The sequence below is a fragment of the Pradoshia sp. Z5_111 genome (assembly GCF_058267535.1).
The window spans coordinates 65,605-90,304 of the sequence record NZ_JBZCPQ010000006.1; the positions used below are offsets into that span (position 1 = coordinate 65,605).

The 24,700-nt window shown below is 37.2% G+C and carries 21 protein-coding genes; 14 read left to right on the top strand and 7 right to left on the bottom strand.

All coding sequences use genetic code 11. The features are described from left to right. Positions 1–89 precede the first annotated feature (89 nt). Both AC4D4A_RS13555 and AC4D4A_RS13560 read right to left on the bottom strand, forming a co-directional pair. On the bottom strand, positions 90–2,171 hold the full coding sequence (locus tag AC4D4A_RS13555) for a class I SAM-dependent methyltransferase (protein ID WP_490996388.1): 2,082 nt from the start codon (positions 2,169–2,171) through the stop codon (positions 90–92). 363 nt (positions 2,172–2,534) lie between these two features. Continuing rightward, complete coding sequence (locus AC4D4A_RS13560; RefSeq protein ID WP_490996389.1) at positions 2,535–2,765, bottom strand: hypothetical protein; 231 nt, start codon at positions 2,763–2,765, stop codon at positions 2,535–2,537. 286 nt (positions 2,766–3,051) lie between these two features. Between AC4D4A_RS13560 and AC4D4A_RS13565 the strand changes: the two genes are divergently transcribed. The 5 genes from AC4D4A_RS13565 to murC all read left to right on the top strand — a co-directional run bounded on the left by AC4D4A_RS13565 (position 3,052) and on the right by murC (position 10,463). Beyond that, positions 3,052–4,254, top strand: a complete 1,203-nt coding sequence (locus tag AC4D4A_RS13565; RefSeq protein WP_490996390.1) for an MFS transporter — start codon at positions 3,052–3,054, stop codon at positions 4,252–4,254. 64 nt (positions 4,255–4,318) lie between these two features. Beyond that, positions 4,319–4,630, top strand: a complete 312-nt coding sequence (locus AC4D4A_RS13570; protein WP_066109075.1) for a thioredoxin family protein — start codon at positions 4,319–4,321, stop codon at positions 4,628–4,630. Positions 4,631–4,848: 218 nt separating this feature from the next. Next, the gene (locus tag AC4D4A_RS13575) at positions 4,849–5,658 is read left to right on the top strand and encodes a DUF1444 domain-containing protein (protein ID WP_490996391.1); all 810 of its coding nucleotides are present in this window, start codon (positions 4,849–4,851) and stop codon (positions 5,656–5,658) included. Positions 5,659–5,774: 116 nt separating this feature from the next. Then, positions 5,775–8,843, top strand: a complete 3,069-nt coding sequence (locus tag AC4D4A_RS13580) for a DNA translocase FtsK (protein WP_490996392.1) — start codon at positions 5,775–5,777, stop codon at positions 8,841–8,843. A gap of 318 nt (positions 8,844–9,161) precedes the next feature. Further along, the gene (gene murC / locus AC4D4A_RS13585) at positions 9,162–10,463 is read left to right on the top strand and encodes a UDP-N-acetylmuramate--L-alanine ligase (RefSeq protein WP_490996393.1); all 1,302 of its coding nucleotides are present in this window, start codon (positions 9,162–9,164) and stop codon (positions 10,461–10,463) included. Positions 10,464–10,519: 56 nt separating this feature from the next. On the opposite strand, the gene AC4D4A_RS13590 is transcribed toward murC, so the two are convergent. Further along, a complete protein-coding gene (locus tag AC4D4A_RS13590; protein WP_490996394.1) occupies positions 10,520–11,635 on the bottom strand; it encodes an aminopeptidase in 1,116 nt (371 codons plus the stop codon). A gap of 165 nt (positions 11,636–11,800) precedes the next feature. Here AC4D4A_RS13590 and AC4D4A_RS13595 point away from each other — a divergent pair, with 165 nt between their 5' ends. Genes AC4D4A_RS13595 through ytxJ form a run of 3 tightly spaced genes read left to right on the top strand, consistent with a single transcriptional unit; the run spans position 11,801 to position 13,434 of the window. After that, a complete protein-coding gene (locus AC4D4A_RS13595) occupies positions 11,801–12,304 on the top strand; it encodes a DUF948 domain-containing protein (RefSeq protein ID WP_490996395.1) in 504 nt (167 codons plus the stop codon). Between the two features lie 28 nt (positions 12,305–12,332). Next, positions 12,333–13,070, top strand: coding sequence for a YtxH domain-containing protein (locus AC4D4A_RS13600; RefSeq protein WP_490996396.1), 738 nt, complete (start codon positions 12,333–12,335; stop codon positions 13,068–13,070). Positions 13,071–13,107: 37 nt separating this feature from the next. After that, on the top strand, positions 13,108–13,434 hold the full coding sequence (gene ytxJ / locus AC4D4A_RS13605; RefSeq protein ID WP_490996397.1) for a bacillithiol system redox-active protein YtxJ: 327 nt from the start codon (positions 13,108–13,110) through the stop codon (positions 13,432–13,434). Positions 13,435–13,453: 19 nt separating this feature from the next. On the opposite strand, the gene AC4D4A_RS13610 is transcribed toward ytxJ, so the two are convergent. Continuing rightward, positions 13,454–15,634 (bottom strand): cell division protein FtsA, encoded by a 2,181-nt coding sequence (locus AC4D4A_RS13610; RefSeq protein ID WP_490996398.1) that lies wholly within the window; start codon positions 15,632–15,634, stop codon positions 13,454–13,456. A 203-nt stretch (positions 15,635–15,837) separates the two neighbouring features. Here AC4D4A_RS13610 and AC4D4A_RS13615 point away from each other — a divergent pair, with 203 nt between their 5' ends. Then, positions 15,838–16,923: a bifunctional 3-deoxy-7-phosphoheptulonate synthase/chorismate mutase gene (locus AC4D4A_RS13615; RefSeq protein ID WP_490996399.1), complete on the top strand. Its 1,086-nt coding sequence runs from the start codon at positions 15,838–15,840 to the stop codon at positions 16,921–16,923. A gap of 289 nt (positions 16,924–17,212) precedes the next feature. Next, positions 17,213–18,211, top strand: a complete 999-nt coding sequence (ccpA, locus tag AC4D4A_RS13620) for a catabolite control protein A (RefSeq protein WP_490996400.1) — start codon at positions 17,213–17,215, stop codon at positions 18,209–18,211. Positions 18,212–18,408: 197 nt separating this feature from the next. Here ccpA and AC4D4A_RS13625 read toward each other — a convergent pair whose 3' ends face one another. From AC4D4A_RS13625 to AC4D4A_RS13635, 3 genes are read right to left on the bottom strand one after another with little or no spacing between them, the layout of a single operon-like run. Further along, entirely contained in the window at positions 18,409–19,557 is a 1,149-nt protein-coding gene (locus AC4D4A_RS13625) for an acetoin utilization protein AcuC (protein ID WP_490996401.1), read from the bottom strand. Further along, positions 19,554–20,201, bottom strand: a complete 648-nt coding sequence (locus tag AC4D4A_RS13630; RefSeq protein ID WP_490996402.1) for an acetoin utilization AcuB family protein — start codon at positions 20,199–20,201, stop codon at positions 19,554–19,556. Before AC4D4A_RS13630 ends, AC4D4A_RS13625 begins: the two co-directional genes overlap by 4 nt. A gap of 27 nt (positions 20,202–20,228) precedes the next feature. Continuing rightward, on the bottom strand, positions 20,229–20,861 hold the full coding sequence (locus AC4D4A_RS13635) for a GNAT family N-acetyltransferase (protein WP_490996403.1): 633 nt from the start codon (positions 20,859–20,861) through the stop codon (positions 20,229–20,231). A gap of 276 nt (positions 20,862–21,137) precedes the next feature. Here AC4D4A_RS13635 and acsA point away from each other — a divergent pair, with 276 nt between their 5' ends. The 4 genes from acsA to AC4D4A_RS13655 all read left to right on the top strand — a co-directional run bounded on the left by acsA (position 21,138) and on the right by AC4D4A_RS13655 (position 24,694). Beyond that, positions 21,138–22,856 (top strand): acetate--CoA ligase, encoded by a 1,719-nt coding sequence (gene acsA, locus AC4D4A_RS13640; protein WP_490996404.1) that lies wholly within the window; start codon positions 21,138–21,140, stop codon positions 22,854–22,856. Between the two features lie 115 nt (positions 22,857–22,971). Further along, the gene (locus AC4D4A_RS13645) at positions 22,972–23,457 is read left to right on the top strand and encodes a GNAT family N-acetyltransferase (RefSeq protein WP_490996405.1); all 486 of its coding nucleotides are present in this window, start codon (positions 22,972–22,974) and stop codon (positions 23,455–23,457) included. A gap of 103 nt (positions 23,458–23,560) precedes the next feature. Beyond that, complete coding sequence (locus tag AC4D4A_RS13650; RefSeq protein WP_490996406.1) at positions 23,561–24,169, top strand: DUF3267 domain-containing protein; 609 nt, start codon at positions 23,561–23,563, stop codon at positions 24,167–24,169. 99 nt (positions 24,170–24,268) lie between these two features. After that, entirely contained in the window at positions 24,269–24,694 is a 426-nt protein-coding gene (locus AC4D4A_RS13655; RefSeq protein ID WP_490996407.1) for an NUDIX hydrolase, read from the top strand. Positions 24,695–24,700: the final 6 nt, after the last annotated feature.

Below are 24,700 nucleotides of genomic sequence, written 5' to 3' on the forward strand. Positions count from 1 at the left end.
TTTTCATGCCTAAAACAAATTAATCAATAGAAATAATCCTTACGAATACCGACAGAAAAGAGGAGAGATAATATCTCCTCTTTTCTGTCTTATATTTTCTCAATTACAATTAAACAGGTGCTGTCCGGTAGTGATGCGATTTCTCTATTTTCATTCATAATCTTTACTTTAGGTAAAAGAAATTCTTCGTATCCGTTTTGTAAATAATGTTGAAGCGTTAAAATCTTTGCCTCTTCGCCTAAAGCTATATGAATAACTTTTTCATATTCACTTGGAGTAAAGTACCCAAATTGTTCTTGAACCTCATGTGGATAAGCCTCTTCTCCCCAAGTATACGTATAGAGGAATTCCATTAAATCATTAACAGGCAGTTTGATAAGAAGATTCTCTAGTCTTTCATACCTGATTGTTCTTCCCTTAAAGTCATGAACATATCTCATAAAGAAGTCCAAGCCCTTAGGGTCTTTAAATTCGAGTAGTCTCCATTGTTCTATAGGGTCAGTCATAATACCATCACGAATAATGATTCTTCCGCCTTTGTTTAATACTTCAAAAGAACTTTTCAATGCTTGGATAACTACATCTCGATTGAATTTTCTGCCTTTGTACGGAATATAAGAATACATTTCATGTAAGATAGAAGAAAACACAATGGTATCTACGCTTCCTGGCTCATAATAGTCTTTTAATTCCAAGGCGTTTGCCTGTTTTACGTGCCATGATTTATTTTCCCTGAATTTTCTCCTGTTTAATTCCTCTACTACATTGGTTGAGATATCAATTCCGATTACAGTTGCTTCTGGATGATTTTCTGATAGGATATCAAGCATGACACCGCCACCAGCTCCAATATCCAGCATTACCTTCCCTACAGCAAAATCAGATATGATCTTTTTGTGATCTTGACCATTATTCATATCGGTTAAATAGTTTTCTTCATTCTGCAAGCGATCAAAGGCATCTTTCCTGAAACCAAAAAAATCATAAAGTAAGATAATTGCTCTTTCATAGATAGGAGACTTTTCGGCTTCCTGGCAAAATTCAATTAATTTCTGACCGGCACTTGAATAACTAAAATGAACCCCTACAATTTGGCCTAGTAAGTCTGTGGGTTTAATTTGAATTTGAACGTGTTCGTTTACAGGCATCTTTCCTTTTAGTAAATCATCAATCGTAAACTCACTTAGGAATGTCTCGATAATTCTTTTCTTGTATAGATTAATTACTTTTTGCCCCTTGTAATCATAGTAAATATCCTTCATAAAAGACTCAAAGCTAACCTGTTGTATAGTAAGGGGATTAATTTTCTGGAATATTAATAAGAAAATTTTCAGAAACTCTTCTAAAGAGAACTCTTGCAAAGCAGATTCAAGATACCACATATCTATTTTTTTAAAGAATGACTCTATGTATCTAGCTAATTGTTTGTTTTCGAAATAATGATTGTATAAATCATCGAAGTTTTCCCCTCGCAGGATTGAAGATTTTCTTAATCTTCTCATCCGCTCTTTTAGGGGAAGCTCTTTTGCCTGTTCACCTTTGTTGATCCAGGATAGTACTTCTTCTACTTCTTGATGGACGTTGTTCCACAACTGATCCGAAACCGCTTGAATAACACACTGATTTAGGGAATAGAGTATCCTTTCTATGTTATATTCTAAGTTTTTATGTTCCTCGATCCAATAAATCAAGGGACGAAATTGAGAATAATGGATTTCTCCTCTGATAAATTGACCGGCTAACCCATGTGTAATTATGAGGAGATAAACTAGTTCCTCTCTTTCTAAATTGCGGCCGTGTAACGGCAGGTTCATTTGTTCATCAGCATAAATTTGAGCTGAACCAATATTATGAATGGCCAATTGGAACCCTTTTTTCTCCCACTCTCTACGTTTGTGCTTCGACCCACCTTTTGATACCTCAGACCAAATCAAGACATCTTCAATAATTGACCTTTCATTAATGGGAAGATTCATCTCGTTCAATATCCAAAGGGTTCGTTCTACATAGGAAAGAACCGGATTTGGCGGCAATTTTTCTAAGGATTCTACTTGCTCTAAATTTACGCGTTGTTCTTTTGTAAGATAGAGAAAGTGTAGCCACTTATGATTCCTTAATACCTTTGTATTTCCGATCTTTACTTCTTGTATATATTTTAGTGAATTTAACAAATAGATCCGCCTTTCTAATTAAAGCAGGATAATAGGATGAAAACTATTCTGTTAGGAGTATATTTTTATGCATATCGGAGGTTACTTCCATATAAATTCTTCAATGAACGGCGTATATCCTTTTACGAATGGAAGATATTTGTGGTGAGGATAAAAGGGATTTCTTTATAAATTATAACTACTATGCTACTAGCTTATTTGTATTCAATAGCCGATTCATCATATTAGAGAAATACTATTATTTGATTTTGAACTTATTTATTTTAAAGGATGTTTTCGTAAGGAATGTTGCTATTTCCATAAAAAGAGACAGCTTTTTTGCTGTCTCCGGTATTTAACAAACACCCTCTTAGTCACTAAGATTTAACTTCTCTTTCTCAACAACACATAGAATATAAATCCACTAAGAGTAAATATAACTGTACCAACAAACACCTTCACTAAAGAGACACCTATTTGAACCGTATCATCCGTTGCCTGTTTTATCTCATTGACTGTCCACCAGTTATCAATTGAAGATTCATATATAGCGAAGTATAGCCACAACAAATAACAGAAGAAAACAAATAAAAAAACACCGATTTTTCTATTCATACCATTCCCCTTCTACAATAAATGTCTTTATAAAAACATTAACACTGCCCTTAGTTAAGAAGCTATCTTTATTCTGGGGATATCAGAATGGTTGATTAACTTATTTTTCAGGAGCAATAATCTATGAGAAAAAAGTCGTTTGAAATCAAAGAGACTTTAGAAGACTATTACTTTTTAGAGAAAATAATTTAAATAGTTATTTACACCTGTCAAGACAGTAGTTAATATACAAAATAGAGATTTCATTTTAAAAGTTTTCATTGAGATTGTTGGGGAGGGTCAATGAATGGGGAAGGGAAAAATCAAAGAACGGAAACTATTGGGAATAGCCGGGGTCGCTTGGTTGTTCGATGCTATGGATGTCGGGATGCTTTCGTTCATTATCGCGGCTCTGCAGAAGGAGTGGAATTTAACCTCAGAACAAATGGGGTGGATAGGCAGTGTGAACTCTATCGGTATGGCAGTAGGTGCTTTAGTGTTTGGGATCTGGGCTGATCGTATCGGCCGAAAAAATGTATTAATTATTACGCTCTTATTATTTTCCTTGGGAAGCGGATTTTCTGCTTTGACAACAAGTTTATCTATTTTTCTGGTTTTCAGATTTTTAATTGGAATGGGGCTTGGAGGTGAATTGCCAGTTGCCTCTACATTGGTTTCGGAAAGTGTGCCTGCAGAGAGAAGAGGCAGAGTGGTAGTGTTGCTTGAAAGTTTTTGGGCTGCAGGCTGGCTGATTGCGGCACTTATTTCATACTTTGTCATTCCAACTTATGGATGGCAAATTGCTTTATTAATCAGTGCACTGCCTGCTTTTTATGCGATTTATTTAAGAATACATCTACCCGATTCTGAAAAGTTTCAAATGGTTAAGGAAAAGAAGTCGATCTCTATCGTAAATTCACTTAAGACACTATGGACTAAAGATTATGCAGTAAAGACTTTAATGCTCTGGATTCTGTGGTTCTGTGTAGTCTTTTCCTATTATGGGATGTTTCTGTGGCTTCCTAGTGTTATGGTTTTGAAGGGTTTTACACTCATTAAAAGCTTCCAATATGTTGTCATGATGACCTTGGCACAATTGCCTGGGTATTTCACGGCGGCCTGGTTTATTGAGAAATTCGGACGTAAATTTGTATTGGTTACTTATTTGTTTGGTACAGCTGTAAGTGCTTATTTCTTCGGTAATGCAGAAACATTAACAGCCTTAATGATTTCAGGTTGCTTTCTTTCCTTTTTTAACCTGGGAGCTTGGGGAGCGCTATATGCCTACTCGCCTGAACAATATCCGACTATTATAAGAGGGACTGGCACAGGAATGGCAGCAGCTGTGGGTAGAATAGGAGGTATCCTTGGCCCACTTGCCGTTGGAAATTTATTGGCTTCTCATACATCTATTGATAAAATCTTTTTACTTTTTAGCATTTCCATTATAATTGGGATGCTGTCTGTATTGATTTTTGGTAAGGAAACTAAAAATGTGACGTTGGAATAGCAATCCTCTGTATATTTGGGTATGATAAATCATACAAGAGGCTACTCGAGAGGATGATTTTAATATGAAAAAATTAGAAAGTATGGAGCACTATAATGAACTGATGTCAAATGGAAAAGTGATGCTCTTATTTTCTGCAAATTGGTGCCCGGATTGCAGATTCATCGAACCATTTATAGGTGACATTGAGGCCGCAAATAAAGAGTATACCTTTATCTATGTGGACCGCGATCAATTTCTTGATCTGTGCATAAAGCTGGATGTCTTTGGAATACCGAGCTTCATTGCCTTTGAAGATGGAAAAGAGCTCGGCCGATATGTAAATAAGGACCGTAAAACTCAAGAGCAAATTGAAGATTTCATTGCTTCATTATGATAAACTATTATACTCCCCCTATTCGGGGGATTTTTTTATTCCGTTCTTACTTCAAACGAAAGGAAGCGAGAACGGTGAAGTGGGAGATAAGTGCCCGTATGAACCCGATTGACTATGTTGATGCTCATTGGAATAAAAGAAACTCTACCAAGCAAAGTTACACTTTATTTAGCAGCATGAGGTTATTTAAGCTATAGTAATGTTAAGGAGGAATCCCTATGAAAATGACGACTACTAAAATGAAATCTCTACTTATGGAAAGCTTAGCTGATACAAATTCAAAATTTAATTATAATCGTGATAAAGAGGAATTAAGAATTGAAAACGAAGAGACTGGCAAGGGAATAACAATTGGACTGGCGCCGCTTGTATCGAAGTATGAGCAATCTGGGCAAAAAGCGATTGATGAAGTCCTTTATTATATAAAAGAATCAACGAAAGTAATGGGTACGGAACAATCTTTGAAGGGAAATGAAAAATTAATTTACCCTGTTATCCGTTCTACTTCCTTCCCTATGGAATCCCGTGAAAATACACCGTTTATTACAGATGAGCATACAGCCGAAACGAGAGTTTATTATGCTCTTGATTTGGGTAATACGTATAGGTTGATTGATGAGGAGCTAATGAGAAAAGAAGGCTGGGATCAAGATTCCATACGTTCAATGGCTATGTTTAATGTCAGATCATTGCCGATTAAATCTAAAAAAGACAGTGTACGCGGAAATGACTTTTATTTTATTAATCATAATGATGGATACGATGCTTCAAGAGTCCTGATTGATTCACAAATGAAAAAATGGAAGGAAGATATGAAAGGGACAATGGCAGTGGCCATTCCACATCAGGATGTCTTAATTATTGGAGATATACAAAATGATGCAGGTTACGACATTTTAGCACAAATGAATATGCATTTTTTTACAAATGGAAATGTACCGGTCACCGCTCTGCCATTCCTTTATGAAAATGGAGAATTGGAGCCAATCTTTATTTTAGCAAAGAATCGACCAGTAGAAGATCAATAATATAATAGGAAATTGATACCATTTACAAGGAATATATCTTAAATGAGCCAATTTTTTGATAAAATAGATACTTGTAATACTAATTTATAACAACCAAAGAAAGTGTGAGGAAGGCTATGAGCTTTTTCAAAAAAATCATTGATTGGTTCTATGAGGACGTAGAAGAGGAAGTAGAAGTAGAACCTCGTAATAGCCATGAAAACATTCAAAAAAAACCTAAACAAGTAAAAAAGCAAAAAGAAAATCAAATAGAAATCGAAGCAAGAATTCAATATAGATACCCAAAGGATAATTTCAAATTCCCATTAATCTCAGATGAAGAGTTAATGAGATTAAAAGAACAAAAAAAGAAGCAAAATGGAATGGGTATGAAGAAGGAAGTGCACGTGAGGAGATTTGAGAAATCTCCGGCTGCTACTCCTAAATTAAAAATGTCAAATCAAAGAATCATACCTAAACCAGAACCAAAACAGAACGAAGTTGTTCCGAATAAAAAGCCGTTTAGAAGAACGGAAATACCTTCGCCTATTTATGGATTTCAAAATCGACAGGCCGGCACTAAAAATCAAAAAACAGTTGAATATGAATTACCATCCGAAACAACCTTAGATTCCGTACTTGCTTTAATGCATGGAAAGAAAGTAAATCCACCGAAGGTCAATCAAGATCCATCCATTGAAATGGAAAGACAGGATGAGCTGCCGCTGAATTCCGATTTCAAGCATTCAGATGAAGAGATCAAAGAGGAACAGCCAAAAGTCTCGAATAATGATGGGAATAGGCATATGGAGGATATGGAGAGTGTGATTGCTCCACTATTGCCTGATACTGTTTCAGCAGAGGATACAGAGGTTGCAGCCACAAGTGAACTAGCATGGGATCCAGTCAGTGAGAATCAGATTATAGAGGAAATGAATGAAGCGATATTAAACGCTGATTATGAAGAAGAAATAATTCAAGAAGAAGGAATTGTGGAAGAAGATACACTGTTCATGCATTCCGACTCACAGATGAAGCAGGAGGAATTTGAATCTATTCCAATGATTCATCAGAATGTTGATGAACAAGCTGATGATGAAAAATTGGATAACAACATAGGACTCCAACCGAAGGAACCAGTTGAAGATTACGTCCATTCCCCTTCATACAGTGAGGTATATGAGGATATCGAGGAAGCTGATTCTCATATGGAGGAAGACCAACCATACAAGAGAGATGAAATTCAGCAAGCTCATGATTTAATCACGCAGACCAATGAATCTGTAATGAATATAGAAGAAGACCAGCAGGTAAGCGGAAATGATGAAGAAAATATAGACATCAGTCACAATGAGAGAAATGGGCAGGATATTATTCTGCTTGACGGAACTGAGGATGAGTTTTCAATCAAGGACATTCAAACGAGTGAATCTGTTTCGAATGAATCTATAACTTCGTTCGAAACACAGTCAATGGATCAAACCAATAGTTTGGAGAAATCCGCTCAACTGGATGGTACGGAGAAACATATAAATCAGGAAGTCTCTTTATCAGAGCTAAACAGTCGAATGGAAGCAAAAGAGACAAATGATTCTATGGATGAAGAAAAGAGACGAAAAATAGAAAGAGAAAAACGTATTAGGGAGCGCAGAAAACACATTCCTTTTAACGTATTAATGCTTAAAAATGATAAAAATCATATTGCAGCAAATCGCAATCAAAAAACGATTGCCAGCAAAGAGGAAAAGCCTTTAGAGCAACCTAAAAAAAAACTGAATGAATCCTATCAATATCCGGATATTTCAATTTTGAAGCCACGAGTGGACATTAGAGAAGATGCTGATTGGCTTGCAGAACAAGCAGCCTTGCTAGATGATACACTTGAACAATTCAATGTTAAGGCTAGAGTGCATACGTATTCTCAAGGACCTTCTGTAACAAGATTTGAGGTTCAGCCGGATCCTGGTGTTAAGGTTAGTAAAATCACAAATTTAAATGATGATCTAAAACTAAGCCTGGCTGCTAAAGATATTCGTATAGAAGCACCGATACCCGGGAAACGAATGATTGGAATTGAAATTCCCAATATAAATACACGTCCTGTTTATCTGCGTGAGGTTTTGGAGGAAAAAGTTTTTGCTGAGAATACCTCACCGCTTTCAGTGGCAGTCGGGTTGGACATATCCGGAAACCCAATTGTAACCGATTTGAAGAAAATGCCGCATGGATTGGTGGCAGGCTCTACAGGTTCCGGAAAAAGTGTATTTATTAATTCCGTTTTAATCAGTCTATTATATAAATCGCATCCATCTGATGTCAGACTCTTACTAATTGATCCGAAAATGGTTGAACTAGCGCCATACAACAATATTCCACATCTGGCAGCACCGGTTATTACAGATGTAAAAGCTGCAACAGCTGCACTGAAATGGGCAGTGGAAGAGATGGAACGGAGATATGAATTGTTTGCTCATTCAGGTGTGAGAGATATTGTCAGATATAATGAAAAGGCACTATCATCCGGGCAAATGGAACATAAGCTTCCTTATTTAGTTATCGTGATTGATGAGCTGGCTGACTTAATGATGATGTCTCCTGCTGACGTAGAGGAAGCGATCTGCCGTATTGCGCAGAAAGCCAGAGCATGTGGGATTCATTTACTGGTAGCCACACAAAGACCATCTGTAGACGTCATTACCGGATTAATCAAAGCAAATATTCCTACAAGAATTGCTTTTTCTGTTTCTTCACAGGTTGATTCACGTACGATTCTGGACCAAAGCGGAGCTGAAAAGTTACTTGGACGGGGAGATATGCTGTTTCTGGAAAATGGGACTTCTAAAACAGTCCGCCTGCAGGGAACTTTTGTAACAGATGATGAGATTGAGGATGTCGTAAAACATGTAATGGATCAGGCTAAGCCATCCTTTATGTTTGAGCCAAATGAATTGGTAAAAACAAGTGAACATATAGAAGAAAAGGATGAACTTTATTACGAAGTGTGTGAGTTTGCTGTTGAGATGGGTGGAGCATCCATATCCAGCCTGCAAAGACGCTTTAGGATTGGTTATAACAGGGCAGCGAGGCTGATTGATATGCTTGAGAAAGAAGGAATTCTATCAGAATCAAAAGGAAGTAAACCTCGTGATGTGCTTATATCTGAATCTGATTTAGAAGCTATACATGAATCTCAATCCCCTTTTTGAACAGAGGGAAAATTTTTGTATAATAATTTAATTATGAGTATTTGCCAGAAAAGGTAATACTATATTTATGAGAAAATCAGTTAGAAAAATTGTACGAAATCGATTTATAGGTTTATAATCATACAAGTTATATCTTTAACGCAATGAAGATATGGATTGCTTGTGCTCGTTTCAATAGTAATCTAACTGGTTTTAACTACTTATATTATTTCAATTAGTAAAGCCTAAACAGGCAGGAGCAGGCAAACTGCAATTAGCAAAAAAAAGAGACCGTCATATACTGTTTTACAGCATTGACGTATGTTGGAGGTTCATTCTATGACAGTTTATCACTTCGTAGGTATAAAAGGATCCGGGATGAGCGCGTTAGCCCAAATCCTACATGATATGGGATATCAGGTACAGGGTTCAGATTATGAAAAAAGATTTTTTACCCAAATCGCACTTGAAAATGCCGGTATAACAATATTGCCATTTAATAAAGAAAATATTAAACCAGGTATGACAATCATCGCAGGAAATGCTTTTCCTGACAGTCATGATGAGATTGTTCAAGCTTTAGAACTTGGTTTGCCAGTCATTCGCTATCCACGATTTCTTGGAGATTTCCTTAAAAAGTTCGTGAGCATAGCTGTTACAGGCGCACATGGAAAAACATCGACTACAGGCTTAATGTCTCATGTAATCAGCGGAGCTGAGCCAACGTCATTTTTAATTGGCGATGGTACAGGTAAGGGAGAAGCGGATTCTAAATACTTTGTATTTGAAGCTTGCGAATACCGCCGACACTTTTTATCCTACGATCCGGACTATGCCATTATGACCAATATTGATTTTGATCATCCGGATTATTTTGCAAATCTTGATGATGTGTTCTCTGCTTTTCAAGAGATGGCACTACAAGTAAATAAAGGAATTATTGCCTGTGGTGATGATGAGCAGCTACAAAAAATCCAGGCGAAAGTACCGGTCATATTTTATGGGTTTAACGAAGAAAATGATTTCCAGGCTAAGAATATTGTCACTTCAGAAGCTGGAACTACATTCGATGTGCATGTAAGAAATAATTATTATGAGACATTTACCATTCCAATGTTTGGACGTCATACCGTTTTAAATGCGTTAGCTGTTATTGCTCTTTGTCAATATGAGGATATTGATGTGGAAATTATTAAGGAACGCTTAATGTCATTTACAGGTGTTAAGAGACGTTTCTCAGAAAAAAAAGTTAATCACCAAGTCTTAATCGATGATTATGCCCATCATCCAACAGAGATAAAGGCAACAATTGATTCAGCTCGACAAAAGTATCCTGATCGGGAAATTGTAGCTGTATTCCAACCGCATACCTTCTCTAGAACTCAAAAGTTTTTAGATGATTTTGCTGAAAGCTTAAAAGAAGCGGATAAAGTATACTTATGTGAAATTTTCGGATCAGCAAGAGAGCTGAATGGGAAACTAACAGTTAAAGATCTTTGTAATAAGGTGGATGGTGCTCAAATTATTCAGGAGGAAGATCCATCTATCCTTAAAAATCATGAAAAAGGTGTATTATTATTTATGGGTGCTGGAGATATCCAAAAAGTGCAAGCAGCCTATGAGAGTTTTATAACGAAATAAATGCAAATAAAGACCCTTCGAGAGTATAAGTAAGCACTCTTGAAGGGTTTTTTTGTTTATTTTAAATTCTCAGGGTTTAGTTTTTCTAATTCTGGGAGAACGAATCTGCCGTCTTTTCTAATTAGTCGATCATCAAAATATATTTCGCCGCCTCCATAATCTTTACGTTGGATATTAACCAAATCCCAATGGATGCTGGAGTGATTACCATTTGGTGCCTCATCGTAGCTTTGACCCGGTGTAAAGTGAAAGCTTCCATCAATTTTTTCATCAAATAGAATATCCTGCATTGGGTTGGTTATATACGGATTAACGCCTATGGCAAATTCGCCGATATAACGTGCGCCCTCATCAGTATCAAATACCTTATTGATTCTTTCTGTGTCATTCGCTGTTGCCTTAACGATTTTTCCGTTTTCGAATGTTAGACATACATTTTCATATGTAAATCCTTGATATGGAGATGGGGTATTATACGTAATGGTGCCATTTACAGAATCACGTACAGGAGCGGTATACACTTCACCATCTGGGATATTACGCTCACCGGCACATTTAATAGCAGGAATGCCTTTAATAGAAAAATGTAAATCTGTTCCTGGACCTGTAATGCGTACTTTGTCCGTTTGATTCATTAACTCGACTAGGCTATCCATCGCCTCAGACATTTTGGCATAATCAAGATTACATACATTAAAATAAAAATCCTCAAATCCTTCTGTACTCATTTTTGCCAGCTGAGCCATTGAATTGGTTGGATAACGAAGGACCACCCATTTTGTTTTTGGAACGCGGATGTCTCTATGTACTTTATTTTGTACGGTCTGTCCATAGACTTTCATTTTATCAGCAGGAACATCAGAAAGTTCTGAAATATTATCACCTGCACGAAGACCTATATAGGCATCCATTTTACTCATAACCTGTGATTCAAATTCGGCGATTAAGCTATAGTGTTCTTCAGTTGCACCTAATAGTAACTGTCTTTCAATGGTTTGATCTTTTGTTGATACAAATGGGTATCCACCAGCCTGATATGCCTCAATTACCAATGCTTTAACAAGTTCTGGCTGTATACCGAAATTTTCTATAAGTACTTTTTCTCCTTTTTGTAATTTTACGGAATAGTTAATTAAATTATGAGCTAATTGCTGAATTCTTGGATCCCTCATAAAAAAAATCTCCTTTCATTACATAAGCTTAATTTAATTGTATCTTACTTTATTAATAATATTAAGTGTGGAAGGAACATTGTGGAGTAGAATAAATTCTTATATAGTTTAAATAAGGAGATTAAGGGTAAAAACTAATTATAATTTAGAGATGGAGTGAAGACGATGGAAATTATCTTATATTTAAGTGTGGCAGTGATTGCCATAGCGTTCCTGGTTCTTGTTATTTATCTTTCAAGAACATTAAAATCCCTTCAAACAACAATGGAGAGTGTATCTAGCACATTAACAGGCCTAGAAACTCAGATGCAAGGTATAACAACCGAGACAACACTGCTGCTACATAAGACAAATGCTTTGGCTGAAGATATTCAGCATAAATCTGAGAATTTAAATACGGTTGTTGATGCAGTTAAAGGTGTGGGAGGATCGATTCAACGTGTGAATCAAACCATTGACCAGATTACAAACCGAGTTCAATTGGCTGCGAGTCATAATGACGAAAAAATTACCCAAGTAGTTCAATGGGGTAATGCATGTATTGAGCTTGTGAATAAGTGGAAAAAACATAAAGCTGAACAAAGTACAGCAATTTATACCGAAGCTGAAGCAGACAGAGATGTTACTGTACCTACACAAGAAACCAGATATCAACGTTCTCAATCTTAATCAACTATAAAAAAGGAGATGTTTAAGAATGAATAATAAAAATGAAAATTTTAATCAAGATAATGGTATGTCTACAAAAGATTTTGTAGTAGGAGCAATAGTAGGCGGGCTTGTTGGAGCAGCTACTGCATTGTTTTTAGCACCTAAGTCCGGTAAAGAACTTCGTCACGATTTATCAGAACAAGGCAGCGTTTTAATGGAAAAAGGAACTCCAATAATTGAAAAGGGGTCTGCTTTAAAACAAACGGCTACCGAAAAGGGATCTGCTTTAAAACAAACAGCTACTGAAAAAGGAATGGCTTTAAAACAAACAGCTACTGAAAAAGGAATGGCTTTAAAACAAACAGCTCAAGAAAAAGGAACAGAATGGATTTCTGTCGCAAAAGAAAAAGGTGCACCATTAACAGAAGCGGTTAAGAAAAAGTTTGGAAGCACGACAAATGAAGAAAGCAACAGTCAATCTTCTGATACAGAGGAAAATCAAACAGATAAGACATTGGATAGTAACGTTGTAGTTGATTCCCCAGATGACGTGTATGTTGGAGAAGAAAACATAGACAGTAAAAATACAGCTAAAGAAGAAACGTATGCATCTGAAAAAACTGGCTTCAATTCGACAGCCAGCGGAAATACATCTTCTGGTAAAACACCATCTAATAGCTCGAATAATACAATAAAAGTTGATTTAAGTTCTAATTCTTCTAATTCAACTGGAAATAAAAACAATTCAGCATCCAATTCGAAAAACACAACAAATAAAAAATAATAGTGGTTTGGAATAAACGCAAATGGGGGGGATATAGATGAAAAAGATAACTAACGAAGAGGAATTACAGCAACTTTTAGAGCATGATGTTTTTCTGCTTCTGAAGCATAGCCTTACATGCCCAATTAGTGGTGCAGCTTTTGATGAGTATTCCCAGTTTGTCGCTGAGCATCCTGCTATAGCAACAGCTTATCTAGCTGTACAGGAAGCCAAACCACTATCAGAGCATGTTCGAGATTTGACTGGAATCAAACATGAGTCACCACAAGCTATATTATTTAAAAATAGTGAGGCTGTGTGGAATACATCTCATGGAAGAATTACAGCGCAAAGTCTGGAACAGGCAATTAAAGAATATACCTAAATAGAAACCGGTAAGGAAATTAACTCCTTACCGGTTTACTTATGGTCGGATTATTTTGCGAACTAAACCAAACGATTTCAAGGTGATCACCATCTTGGATTTCATCGTAAAACGTGACCTCCTGTTTATTCCGCATTAGGTGAAACCCACCTGGATTATTCTTGGGAAGTTCTATTTCAATGTATCGAAATAGATCCTGGAATATAAAAGTAGAGTCTTTATTAACGTTTATTTTTAATTGTTCCCCATTTATAAGGATATCTGTATCATCTAAGGCTCTATCTTCCCGATAGACTGTATAGCTATTATTTGTCAAAGTAAGTGGTTGACCATTAAATGTGACAGATATTTGATTAAGCTCTTCAGTCTTATAGACACCTATTAAATCCTTGACTGTGATTGCTTTTCTTCGAACTAAGGTGAGGCGATCATGATCGGCTATCCGATGCTTTAAAGAAACACCTTTTCCGTTAACATATATGGCACCTGAAAACGAAACGAAGCTTTCCTGCCGGCCATTGATAAATAGGTTAAACGGGATAAGTTCATCCAGTATAGAATTCAAACCAGCGAACAATAATGCATCCTGAACGGTCTCAGGCATTTTAAAAACAATTCGATCACCATCATGGACATCTTCATGACCATCGGCAGGAAAACCATTCATGAATAGGGTACACGGAATTTCATATTTCTCTTCGTTTATATAAATCTCCCTCATAGGCAGCTCATCAAGTAATTCCCTTACTATCACAGGTGTTTCAGAACCGTCTTTTCCCTTCTCTATCCATAGCTGATCTCCAGGGGTTAATGGAGCATCAAGTAAGCAAGACACATTATTCTTTTTGATTAGAGGAGGTTCTCCATGTGTACCCGGTATGGTAATATTTCTGCCGTTAATACTAACAATCTTTGCGTTACCCGGTTTACCATATAGCTTTGTTAAATGAAGACCTGCTGCAAGAAGGGCATCTCCTATAGTCAGTTGCTTTAGATCAAATAAACGAACAGGGACCCCATTTACTTCAACAGATACATAATGGATTGGATTAACATCTGATGAAATGGCTATTCCAATGGGCGTAACGAGTTCAGGCCCTTTGATGTTATCAGGCTCAATCACTAAATTTTTGATAGCGTCTATTCCGCGTATAGCAACTCTATTGGAAGGCAAATTTAATTTCTCTGCTAAAATATCGGGTAAACGCGGTGTTAAGCTACCTCCGCCAATAAGCATAACGGCTTGCGGGGGCTTCGCATTATTCAGTTGCAAAATTTCTCGGCTAATGGAATCTGCCAACTTTTCAATGGCGGGATAGATGGCTTTAATCATCTCTTCTTTTGGAATTTCTGATTCGAAACCAAGAATATCACTGATTTTGACAAACTCCTGTTCATTTATGGATCTCTTGGTATCTTCCGCATTCGGGAAATCAAGTAAATACTGATCACTGATTTCCTCTGTTATCTCATCTCCGGCAACAGGGACCATACCGTAGGCAATAACGGTTCGTTCATCTGTAATCGCTATATCAGAAGTGCCAGCTCCAATGTCAACAAGGCAGACATTGAGCCTTCTCATCGAGGGTGGAATAAGGACATGAATTGCAGCAATTGGTTCAAGAGTCAGTGCTTCCAGCTCAAGATTAACTCTTTTGAGTGCAGCAAACAGTGATTCAACGACTACTCGGGGCAGAAAAGTAGCGATAATTTCTGCTTCTGCTTCATCCCCTTTTTGGTCAAGTAAATTTCCAATTTCCTGGCCATCAAGATAGTAATGGAGAACAGAATAGCCTACACAATAATAGTGATAATTACTTTGGATTTCTTCTTTTTCAGCTACCTGAAACTGTGCTTGTTGTACCGCAGCTAATTCTAGATGAATGCGATCATCGGCAGACAGGAGAGGCTTGCCGGATATAGGGATAGATGATCTTCCAATCTCTGTACGCAAAGCACGTCCTGCAGCTGCTACGCATACTTTAGTAAGAGGACCGTGCTTTTTTTCAAGTATAAGCTTAATATCGAGTATAACGTTAGAAACAGCTACGACATCATGAATCTGGCCATCCAGCATTGCGCGCTCAGTATGTTCTCTAATGATGACGTCTGTAACGACATATTGATCGAGGCGTATTTCTAATATGATTCCTACAACTGAGCGTGTACCAATATCGAGAGCAAAAATTTTTTTGGTCAAGGATTCGTCTCTCCTTTTACGCTTTAACACTTAAAAGCGGTTTATTAATAAAGGTTTAATAGTGACAATACCGAATTAATCCGTTATAATAGTTTCAATTATATACTGAAATGTAAAATATTTTACTAAGTGATTTAGAAATTTTTAAAATATATGAGACCCAGGCTAAAACATGCAATGCAGAACAGAGAGGATGAGTGATATTGAGTAATATGGAACTGGATGTATTAAGAGAACAACTGGATAATTTGAATTTGCAATTATTACAGCTTATTAACGAACGAGGAAAAGTTGTACAACAAATCGGTGAATTAAAAGGTAAGCAAAGCCAGTATCGTTATGATCCTGTTAGAGAAAGAGAAATGCTTAATACACTTATCCAAAATAATGATGGCCCATTTGAAAAATCAACCATTGAACATATTTTTAAAGAAATATTTAAAGCAAGCCTCGAATTACAGGAAGATGATCACCGTAAAGCATTGCTAGTTTCCCGTAAAAAGCATCCTGATGATACGATAATTGATTTGAAGGGTGAGAAAGTGGGAAATGGAATACCGTCCTTTGTGTTTGGCCCATGTGCGGTAGAATCCTATGAACAAGTAGCGACTGTAGCAAAAGCTGTTAAGGATAAAGGATATAAATTACTCCGAGGCGGAGCTTATAAACCAAGAACATCCCCTTATGATTTCCAAGGGTTGGGTGAAGAAGGATTAAAAATCCTGAAGAGAGTTGCTGATGAATTCGATTTGGCTGTTATAAGCGAAATTGTAAATCCGGCGGATATTGAGACTGCGGTCAAGTATATTGATGTGATCCAAATTGGTGCTCGTAATATGCAGAACTTTGAGTTATTAAAAGCAGCGGGTGCTGTCAATAAACCTGTTCTGCTCAAAAGAGGGCTGGCAGCGACGATTGAAGAATTCATTAACGCAGCTGAATATATAATGGCGCAGGGAAATGGAAATATTATATTATGTGAACGCGGAATTCGTACGTATGAAAAGGCTACACGGAATACACTGGATATTTCAGCTGTACCTATACTGAAAAAGGAAACACATTTACCGGTGATGGTAGATGTTACGCATTCGACTGGCCGAAGAGATCTGCTAATTCCAACTGCTAAAGCTGCATTGGCAATCGGTGCTGATGGGGTTATGGCCGAAGTTCATCCGGATCCGGCAGTTGCTCTATCTGATTCAGCACAACAGATGGATTTAAACCAATTTGATACGTTTGTAAACGAGATTAATCAATTCACTAAGCAGACAGGTATCAGAATTTAATAAATATGGAGTTGCTATCTGGCAACTCTTTTTCATTTTTCTTCATTAGATTAATGAATCAATCGTCCTTGAATTTTCAGTGGAATATAAAATTTAATTTCCTTTTTCAAGAAAGTCCTGAGTTACCCTTAGTGAAAAAAAGATTCGTTATGTAAACAATAGTAAGAAAATAGATAAAGTGTTTATTTGCACGAATTTAGAGGGTAGAGTATTATTATAATAACATACTAAATGGTACTTAATTGAATACTATTAGGATAAGAATAGAGAAATTTGGGCGGTGTAAAAAATGAATATTACAATTTATGATGTAGCTCGTGAAGCAAATGTTTCAATGGCTACTGTATCACGTGTTGTCAACGGTAATCCAAACGTTAAACCAGCAACACGTAAAAAAGTAAATGAAGTAATTGAAAGACTTGGCTACAGACCGAATGCTGTGGCACGCGGATTAGCAAGTAAGAAAACAACAACAGTCGGAGTTGTTATTCCAGATATCTCCAGTATCTTCTATGCTGAATTAGCAAGAGGGATTGAAGATATTGCTACCATGTATAAATATAATATTATTTTAAGTAACTCGGATTCAAATGAAGAAAAAGAAAGCCGTTTAATCCAAACGATGCTTGGCAAACAAGTTGATGGACTTGTCTTTATGAGTTCAAATATTACGGATGAGCATATCGCAGAATTCAAGAAATCACCGGTTCCAGTTGTATTGGCAGGTACAATTGAAGATTCTGCTCAAATTCCATCTGTGAATATTGATTATGAACAAGCCGTCATAGATGCGATTACATCTTTTGCTGATCGTGGACATAAGAATATTGCCATGGTATCAGGATCTTTGCAAAATGCAATTATAGAGAAAAAAATGGTGCCGGGATACCGCAAAGCATTGGAATCCGCTAATATTCCTTATAATGAAGAATATCTAGTAGAAACAGATGCATCCTATGATGACGGAATCGAAGCTTTGAACCAGCTAATGGAATTGGATAATAAACCGACAGCTATTTTTGTATGCTCTGATGAGGCAGCTCTTGGCATCATTCATGCAGCGCAAGATAAAGGTATCTCCATACCGGAGGATCTTGAAGTAATCAGTTCGGATAGTACGAGATTATCTTTAATGGTACGTCCTCGTCTAACGTCGGTTGTTCAGCCATTATATGATATTGGTGCCGTTTCCATGCGCTTGCTGACAAAACTTATGAACAAAGAAGAGGTAGATGAATCCTCTGTAATTCTGCCTTACAGAATTGAAGAGAGAGACTCAACAAAATAAAAATTAAAAAAAGCTGAGCCATTTTGTGAATAGTTCTACAAATGGTTCAGCTTTTTATTTTAGTAAACCGGTAGTATACATTATATCCAGTCCTCGTCTTTTTAGTGTGTAACTTGGTGTCTGTGACCAGTTATATAAGAAATTTAAACCATGAAATATTTATAATCAGTTACTTGAAATTCTGCAGATTTATCGGCTTAGGATAGAATCGTGTAAAGTGCCTTTTCCAGGGTTTTGGCATTTTTTTCAGTAATCTCTGCCTTACGTGGGATGGGCTTGTACATATCAGGCGGATCTTCCCATGTAGTCGGTAATGTGACGGGTGCTAATGCTGACCAATGATCAATCCAATCAACGGGCAATTTGCCTGAACGATTTGAATGATTGGTCATTTCCAGCCATATTAAGGACCAGGCACGCGGAACGACTCTCCAGATATCATATCCACCGCCTCCAACTGCTATCCACTTACCTTGGCAGTATTGGTGTGCAAGCTTATGAGCCAGTTTTGGGATGGATTGATAGATTGCAGTGGTAGCAGAAAGATGTGTTAATGGATCATAGTAATGAGCGTCAGCGCCGTTTTGAGTTAAAATAACGTCCGGGCGGAAAAATTCTATGACAGCTTTAAAGGATTTTTCATAGCACTCGAGCCATGATTCATCCTCCGTAAAAGCATCGAGGGGGATATTAAAGGAATATCCATACCCTTTCCCATTTCCGCGTTCAGTAATATTCCCAGTTCCAGGGAATAGGTAGCGACCTGTTTCGTGAATGGACAGTGTACAAACAGAAGGATCATCATAAAAAGTCCACTGAACACCATCTCCATGATGGGCATCCGTATCTATGTAGAGCACTCTGGCATTATATTTTTTTTGCATATATTTAATGGCAACAGAGCTGTCATTATAGATACAGAATCCGGAGGCTTTTCCTCTAAAGCCATGATGCAAACCACCGCCCAGATTTATGGCATGCTGAGCACGACCTTCCATTACTTCATCAACGGCAGACAATGTTCCTCCCACAAGCCAAGCGCTTGCTTCATGCATTCCAGAGAAAATAGGGGTGTCTTCGGTCCCAATTCCATAATTTAAGGCTTTATCTGGGTCAAGCTTTCCTTGTCCGGCTAATCTAACCGCGTTAATGTAATCGGGATCATGGACCAGGCTTAATTCCTCGTCTGTTGCCATTCTTGGTTTGATGCAGTCTTCCTCTTTCAGGGCATTCATTTTATTTAATAAATCAACTGTTATTTGCAATCGTTTTTGGTTAAATGGATGATTATCATTAAATTTGTAGGAAAGTAAATCGGTTGAATAAACAAATGAGGCTTCCTTCATAGAGTGCTCTCCGGTATATCTGGCCATAATACCTCATATCCAGAGGACCTTAGGCCCTGTACGATTTTCAGCGGGTTCATTGTTTGAATCCTTAGTACCAAGACTTTATATTCAGGGTCTTCTTTATATGGATAAATGAAAATGCTATTCACATTTGAATTGTAGCCTTTAATGACTTCTGCTATTTCACTAAGCGTACCTGGTTTATTGGTGACCTTTACTTCTATTTGGGATGCAGGCTGATTCGTTCCAGTAAGTTCTACATATGTATGCAGAAGGTCTGTTTCAGTAATAATCCCGACTAATTTGTTGTCACTGATTACAGGCATACAAGATATTTTTTGTTCATAGAATACAAATGCAATCTCTTCAACGAAATCAAGTGGGTGTGCTGTATAAATATCGGTAATCATGATATCGCTTATTGGCTTTAGAAGGTCTTCTTTATATTCATCAAGATGGAAGATAGAAGGAGTTGCAGAGCGAATATCGACATCACATAAAAGGCCGATTAACCTTTGTTCATCGTCTACTATTGGAATATGCCTGATTTTTTTTAGTTTTACTAAATCAATTGCCTGCCGGAGTGTAGCATTTTTTTGAAGCGTAATAACATCCTTGATCATGATATCCTCAATAATCATAAGTAGCCCCCCTTAAAAATCAGTTCGTCAATACATATATCGATTCATGAATCGTAATTGATCGAATTTTTGAATACTCTCTTTTTTAATGTTTTTCCCGATTCTGGCCATTAAACAATTGGCCGGATGGGAGCATATTTCAGGGTCATCAGTGGCATACCATTCCAAGCCACCGGCACTCATCATTTTCTCCATCATTTTTCGATATTCCCATACATTTAAGCCGCTGCCTTTTAAATCCCAATGCCAATAATATTCTGTCGTGATAATGATGTAGTTTTCCATCCATTCATCCATCATGGCCACACGAAGCAAGTTTTTCCCGACCGCACATCCGCGATATTCACGTATTACTTCAATAGCCCCGAGTTCCAATAAGTCATCCATTTTCCCTTCAGACCATCTTTCAAGAGGATCTGGGTATAAATAAGTAACATATCCGACAATGACATCGCCGGCTCTCGCAATAATAATTCTGCCTTCAGGAAGGCTGCTGATTTGAATTAAAGCCTTATGCTGCTTTTCAGGAACCCTAAATGCAACGAGACCCTCATGAAATTCAAGGTTTTCCAATTGATCTCGAGATACCGGGCCCTCGATAACTAACGGCCCACGTTGGGTTTGCAATTCCTTCAAATTATACGTTTTTTTATGCTCCATCCATACACCACCCAGGTCACATTTTAAAGCTATTATACAGCACTTTAAATCCATAAATGCTTCATGATATGAACTTTTTAAGTCATATGTAGTGGAAATTAAGAAGCCTTTTGGCATAATTCTCTTAAACACTTAATGGGGATGTTATCTTAAAAACACTACAATTATAAAAATTGTAACATATTGGTGTAACTTATTAAATATTTTTAAAATTGAGATAAAATGGATTTTGTACTATACTATCAATATATTATCTTTGATCAGGGGGGAATAATTATGAAACTGGAAGCGCTTTCTGTTGTGCAAGGGGATTATAATTTAGCAAACTATGAGGAAACCTACAGATCGTTTGACTGGAAGGATGTAGAGCAGGAATTCTCTTGGAATGAAACGGGTAAAGTGAATGCGGCGTACGAATGTATTGACAGGCATACTGAAAATTTCAGGCGCAATAAGGTAGCATTATATTATAAGGACCCTAATCGCTATGAGAAGTATACATATAGTGATATGAAAGATTTATCGAATAAAGCAGGAAATGTCCTGAAGGAATACGGGAATGTAAAAAAAGGTGACAGGGTGTTTATTTTTATGCCAAGATCACCGGAATTGTATTTCACTGTGCTGGGTGCGATAAAATTGGGAGCTATTGTCGGCCCGTTATTTGAGGCATTTATGGAAGGGGCGGTTAAGGATCGATTGGAAGATAGTGAAGCCAGTGTAATCGTCACTACTCCTGAATTATTGTCGAGAATTCCTGCAGATGATCTGCCGGCATTGAAGCATATTTTTGTAGTAGGAGATCATGTAGAGGAAACTGGTAAATATATAGATTTTAACAGCAAATATGAAAATGCATCTAAAAAATTAGATATTGAATGGGTAGATCGGGAAGACGGTTTGATTCTGCATTATACATCCGGTTCAACCGGTAAGCCAAAGGGTGTGCTGCATGCACATAATTCAATGATTCAGCATCTGAAAACCGGACAATGGGTACTCGACCTAAAAGAAGAGGATGTATATTGGTGTACAGCGGATCCAGGCTGGGTCACAGGAACGTCTTATGGGATATTTGCTCCATGGCTAAATGGAGCCTCTTCTGTGGTCACAGGAGGACGATTCAGCCCGGAGGCTTGGTACCAAACCATTGAAGATTTTCATGTAACCGTATGGTACAGTGCCCCTACTGCATTCCGCATGCTGATGGGTGCAGGGGATGAGGTAGTAAAACAATTTGATTTATCCAGCCTTCGGCACTTACTAAGTGTAGGAGAGCCTTTAAATCCTGAAGTTATTAAATGGGGACAAAAAGTATTTTCCAAACGTATTCATGATACATGGTGGATGACAGAGACCGGTGCACAGCTAATCTGTAATTATCCAAGTATGGAGATTAAACCGGGTTCTATGGGTAAGCCAATTCCTGGAGTCGAGGCTGCCATTGTTGATGACCAGGGGAATGAAGTACCGCCTTATCGTATGGGCAATTTAGCGATTAAAAAAGGATGGCCGTCCATGATGAGGCAAATCTGGAATAATCCGCAAAAGTATGAATCCTATTTTATGCCATCAGGATGGTATGTTTCAGGCGATTCCGCCTATATGGATGAAGATGGGTACTTCTGGTTCCAGGGCAGAATTGATGATGTTATTATGACATCCGGAGAACGGGTAGGACCTTTTGAGGTTGAAAGCAAGCTGGTTGAGCATCCGGCGGTTGCTGAAGCGGGTGTAATAGGCAAACCGGATCCTGTACGGGGTGAAATTATTAAAGCTTTTATTGCCCTAAGATCTGGTTACGAGCCTACGGATGAGCTGAAAGAGGATATCAGGCTATTTGTTAAACAAGGGCTTGCTGCACACGCTTCACCAAGAGAGATCGAGTTTAAGGATAAGCTGCCGAAAACACGCAGTGGTAAAATAATGCGCAGGGTATTAAAAGCTTGGGAGCTAGAATTGCCAACAGGCGACTTATCAACAATGGAAGATTAAAACAGGGGTGTTTATAAGGTGATTTAACCCTTATAAACACCCCTTCTTTTAGTCTTTACAAAGGATATGAGCAATTGGATACATATCATTTCATTTAGACAGGAAGAGTGGGGAAATGAAGAATATTAATCTAATGAAGTTTCAGGAAAACGATTTTAAGGGTTATTATAGTTTGGTAAGTAATGAGAAGGTTATGGCCCAAATAACAGAACGGTCTCTTCCTTTAGAGGAGGCAAGGTTGAACTATCAAAAGATATTACAACGTAATCAGAAACATGAAGACTTTGGGACTTATAAAATCTTTGATGCTTCCGGTAAGAGATTCATTGGACTGGGATCTTTGATTTTAAATGAAAAATTTCCTGACGAAGCTGAAATTGGCTATATGATTTTACCTGAACATTGGGGGCAAGGGTATGGAACAGTAATCGCCAAGGCGTTAATTAGAAAAGTAAGGGGGTCAAAATTAAAGAAGCTAGAGGCGGTAATAGACCCTAATAATATTCCCTCGAGAAAAATTCTAACTAATCTTGGATTCAAATCTGAACAGGTATGCACGATAGATGGGTTACCAGGAGAAATTATGTGCAAATTTTTATAAAAAATCATTTATCAATTACACAAGCTTGTTTAATTTAATAGGATAGTAAAAAACAGATAAATTTATAACTGATTTTAGTCAGGATAGATGTGGAGTGGTGCCGATGAAGCTACTGAACAAATTGCCTAAAAGCAATCCAAATTTACATGCGGAATTAACGAGGAATAGCTGGATTCTCCTGAAAGAACCAAGGAATATGGTCAGTATAATTTTATTCTCTCTACCTTTTATGATTCTTGCAACACTCCTTTCTGGTGCAATTATGAATATCTTTTCAGGCTTTTCTTTTTATGATTTTGGACTGACTCCTGATGGAATAAACATCACCTTTAATGTAAAATTGATTGTTTGGTTAGTTCTATTGGTAGTCATACACGAATTCATTCATTTCTTGTTTATACCCAATTTTATTAAATCAAAAAATACCTATGCGGGATTCACATGGGCCGGCGCGTTTGTTATAACAGAAGATGAAATTCCTAAAGCTAGATATATCATCATTACACTTGCTCCTTTTGTAATTATTTCAGTCATACTTCCTCTGTTCTTAGGTGCATTAGGGATTTTAACCACACCCATAAAATTTATAATTTTATTAAATGCCATGTCATCCTCTGTTGATCTACTTCTTTTTTTACTTATCATTACACAGGTCCCAAGAAAAGCCTCTTTGAGAAGTAATGGAACAAATACATACTGGAAATACGTATAATGCAGAAATTATTGAAGTTATTAACTGATGAAGAAAAGTAACAGATCATTTAGCTATATATTAATTGTGAATTATGATTTAAAAGGGGACTCGGGTAAAGTGAAAGAATGGTTTGGTTCTTTAGGTCTGTGTATCAATGACAATGGTCAAATATTAATGGTTCTGCAGGGAAAACCTGAAGAGCAAAAATTATGGTCTATTCCATCGGGCGGTAAAGAAGAAGATGAAAGTTTTGAACAGTGCTGTATTAGAGAGATAGAAGAAGAAACGGGATATTTAACAGAAATTGTTGATGAGGTTAAGGTAAAAAGAATAATATATGAAACACTCAATATTACTGCTGAAGTTCACTATTATATAGTGAGCATCGTGGGTGGTAAAAGAAATATTCAAGATCCAGATGGTCTTATTTATGATATTGCCTGGAAAGGTCTTGAGGAATTAAGAACACTGAAGTTAACATATCCTGAGGACAAAGATTTTCTTATTGAATATCTAAGGAGAGATTCATGTAATCATACATAGGGGATT

What these genes read in the sequence shown, in the direction of transcription:
- AC4D4A_RS13560 (WP_490996389.1), bottom strand. Translation starts at nt 2,765, where the DNA reads ATGAATAGAAAAATCGGTGTTTTTTTATTTGTTTTCTTCTGTTATTTG.
- AC4D4A_RS13565 (WP_490996390.1), top strand. Translation starts at nt 3,052, where the DNA reads ATGGGGAAGGGAAAAATCAAAGAACGGAAACTATTGGGAATAGCCGGG.
- AC4D4A_RS13570 (WP_066109075.1), top strand. Translation starts at nt 4,319, where the DNA reads ATGAAAAAATTAGAAAGTATGGAGCACTATAATGAACTGATGTCAAAT.
- AC4D4A_RS13575 (WP_490996391.1), top strand. Translation starts at nt 4,849, where the DNA reads ATGAAAATGACGACTACTAAAATGAAATCTCTACTTATGGAAAGCTTA.
- AC4D4A_RS13580 (WP_490996392.1), top strand. Translation starts at nt 5,775, where the DNA reads ATGAGCTTTTTCAAAAAAATCATTGATTGGTTCTATGAGGACGTAGAA.
- murC (WP_490996393.1), top strand. Translation starts at nt 9,162, where the DNA reads ATGACAGTTTATCACTTCGTAGGTATAAAAGGATCCGGGATGAGCGCG.
- AC4D4A_RS13590 (WP_490996394.1), bottom strand. Translation starts at nt 11,635, where the DNA reads ATGAGGGATCCAAGAATTCAGCAATTAGCTCATAATTTAATTAACTAT.
- AC4D4A_RS13595 (WP_490996395.1), top strand. Translation starts at nt 11,801, where the DNA reads ATGGAAATTATCTTATATTTAAGTGTGGCAGTGATTGCCATAGCGTTC.
- AC4D4A_RS13600 (WP_490996396.1), top strand. Translation starts at nt 12,333, where the DNA reads ATGAATAATAAAAATGAAAATTTTAATCAAGATAATGGTATGTCTACA.
- ytxJ (WP_490996397.1), top strand. Translation starts at nt 13,108, where the DNA reads ATGAAAAAGATAACTAACGAAGAGGAATTACAGCAACTTTTAGAGCAT.
- ccpA (WP_490996400.1), top strand. Translation starts at nt 17,213, where the DNA reads ATGAATATTACAATTTATGATGTAGCTCGTGAAGCAAATGTTTCAATG.
- AC4D4A_RS13625 (WP_490996401.1), bottom strand. Translation starts at nt 19,557, where the DNA reads ATGAAGGAAGCCTCATTTGTTTATTCAACCGATTTACTTTCCTACAAA.
- AC4D4A_RS13630 (WP_490996402.1), bottom strand. Translation starts at nt 20,201, where the DNA reads ATGATTATTGAGGATATCATGATCAAGGATGTTATTACGCTTCAAAAA.
- AC4D4A_RS13635 (WP_490996403.1), bottom strand. Translation starts at nt 20,861, where the DNA reads ATGGAGCATAAAAAAACGTATAATTTGAAGGAATTGCAAACCCAACGT.
- acsA (WP_490996404.1), top strand. Translation starts at nt 21,138, where the DNA reads ATGAAACTGGAAGCGCTTTCTGTTGTGCAAGGGGATTATAATTTAGCA.
- AC4D4A_RS13645 (WP_490996405.1), top strand. Translation starts at nt 22,972, where the DNA reads ATGAAGAATATTAATCTAATGAAGTTTCAGGAAAACGATTTTAAGGGT.
- AC4D4A_RS13650 (WP_490996406.1), top strand. Translation starts at nt 23,561, where the DNA reads ATGAAGCTACTGAACAAATTGCCTAAAAGCAATCCAAATTTACATGCG.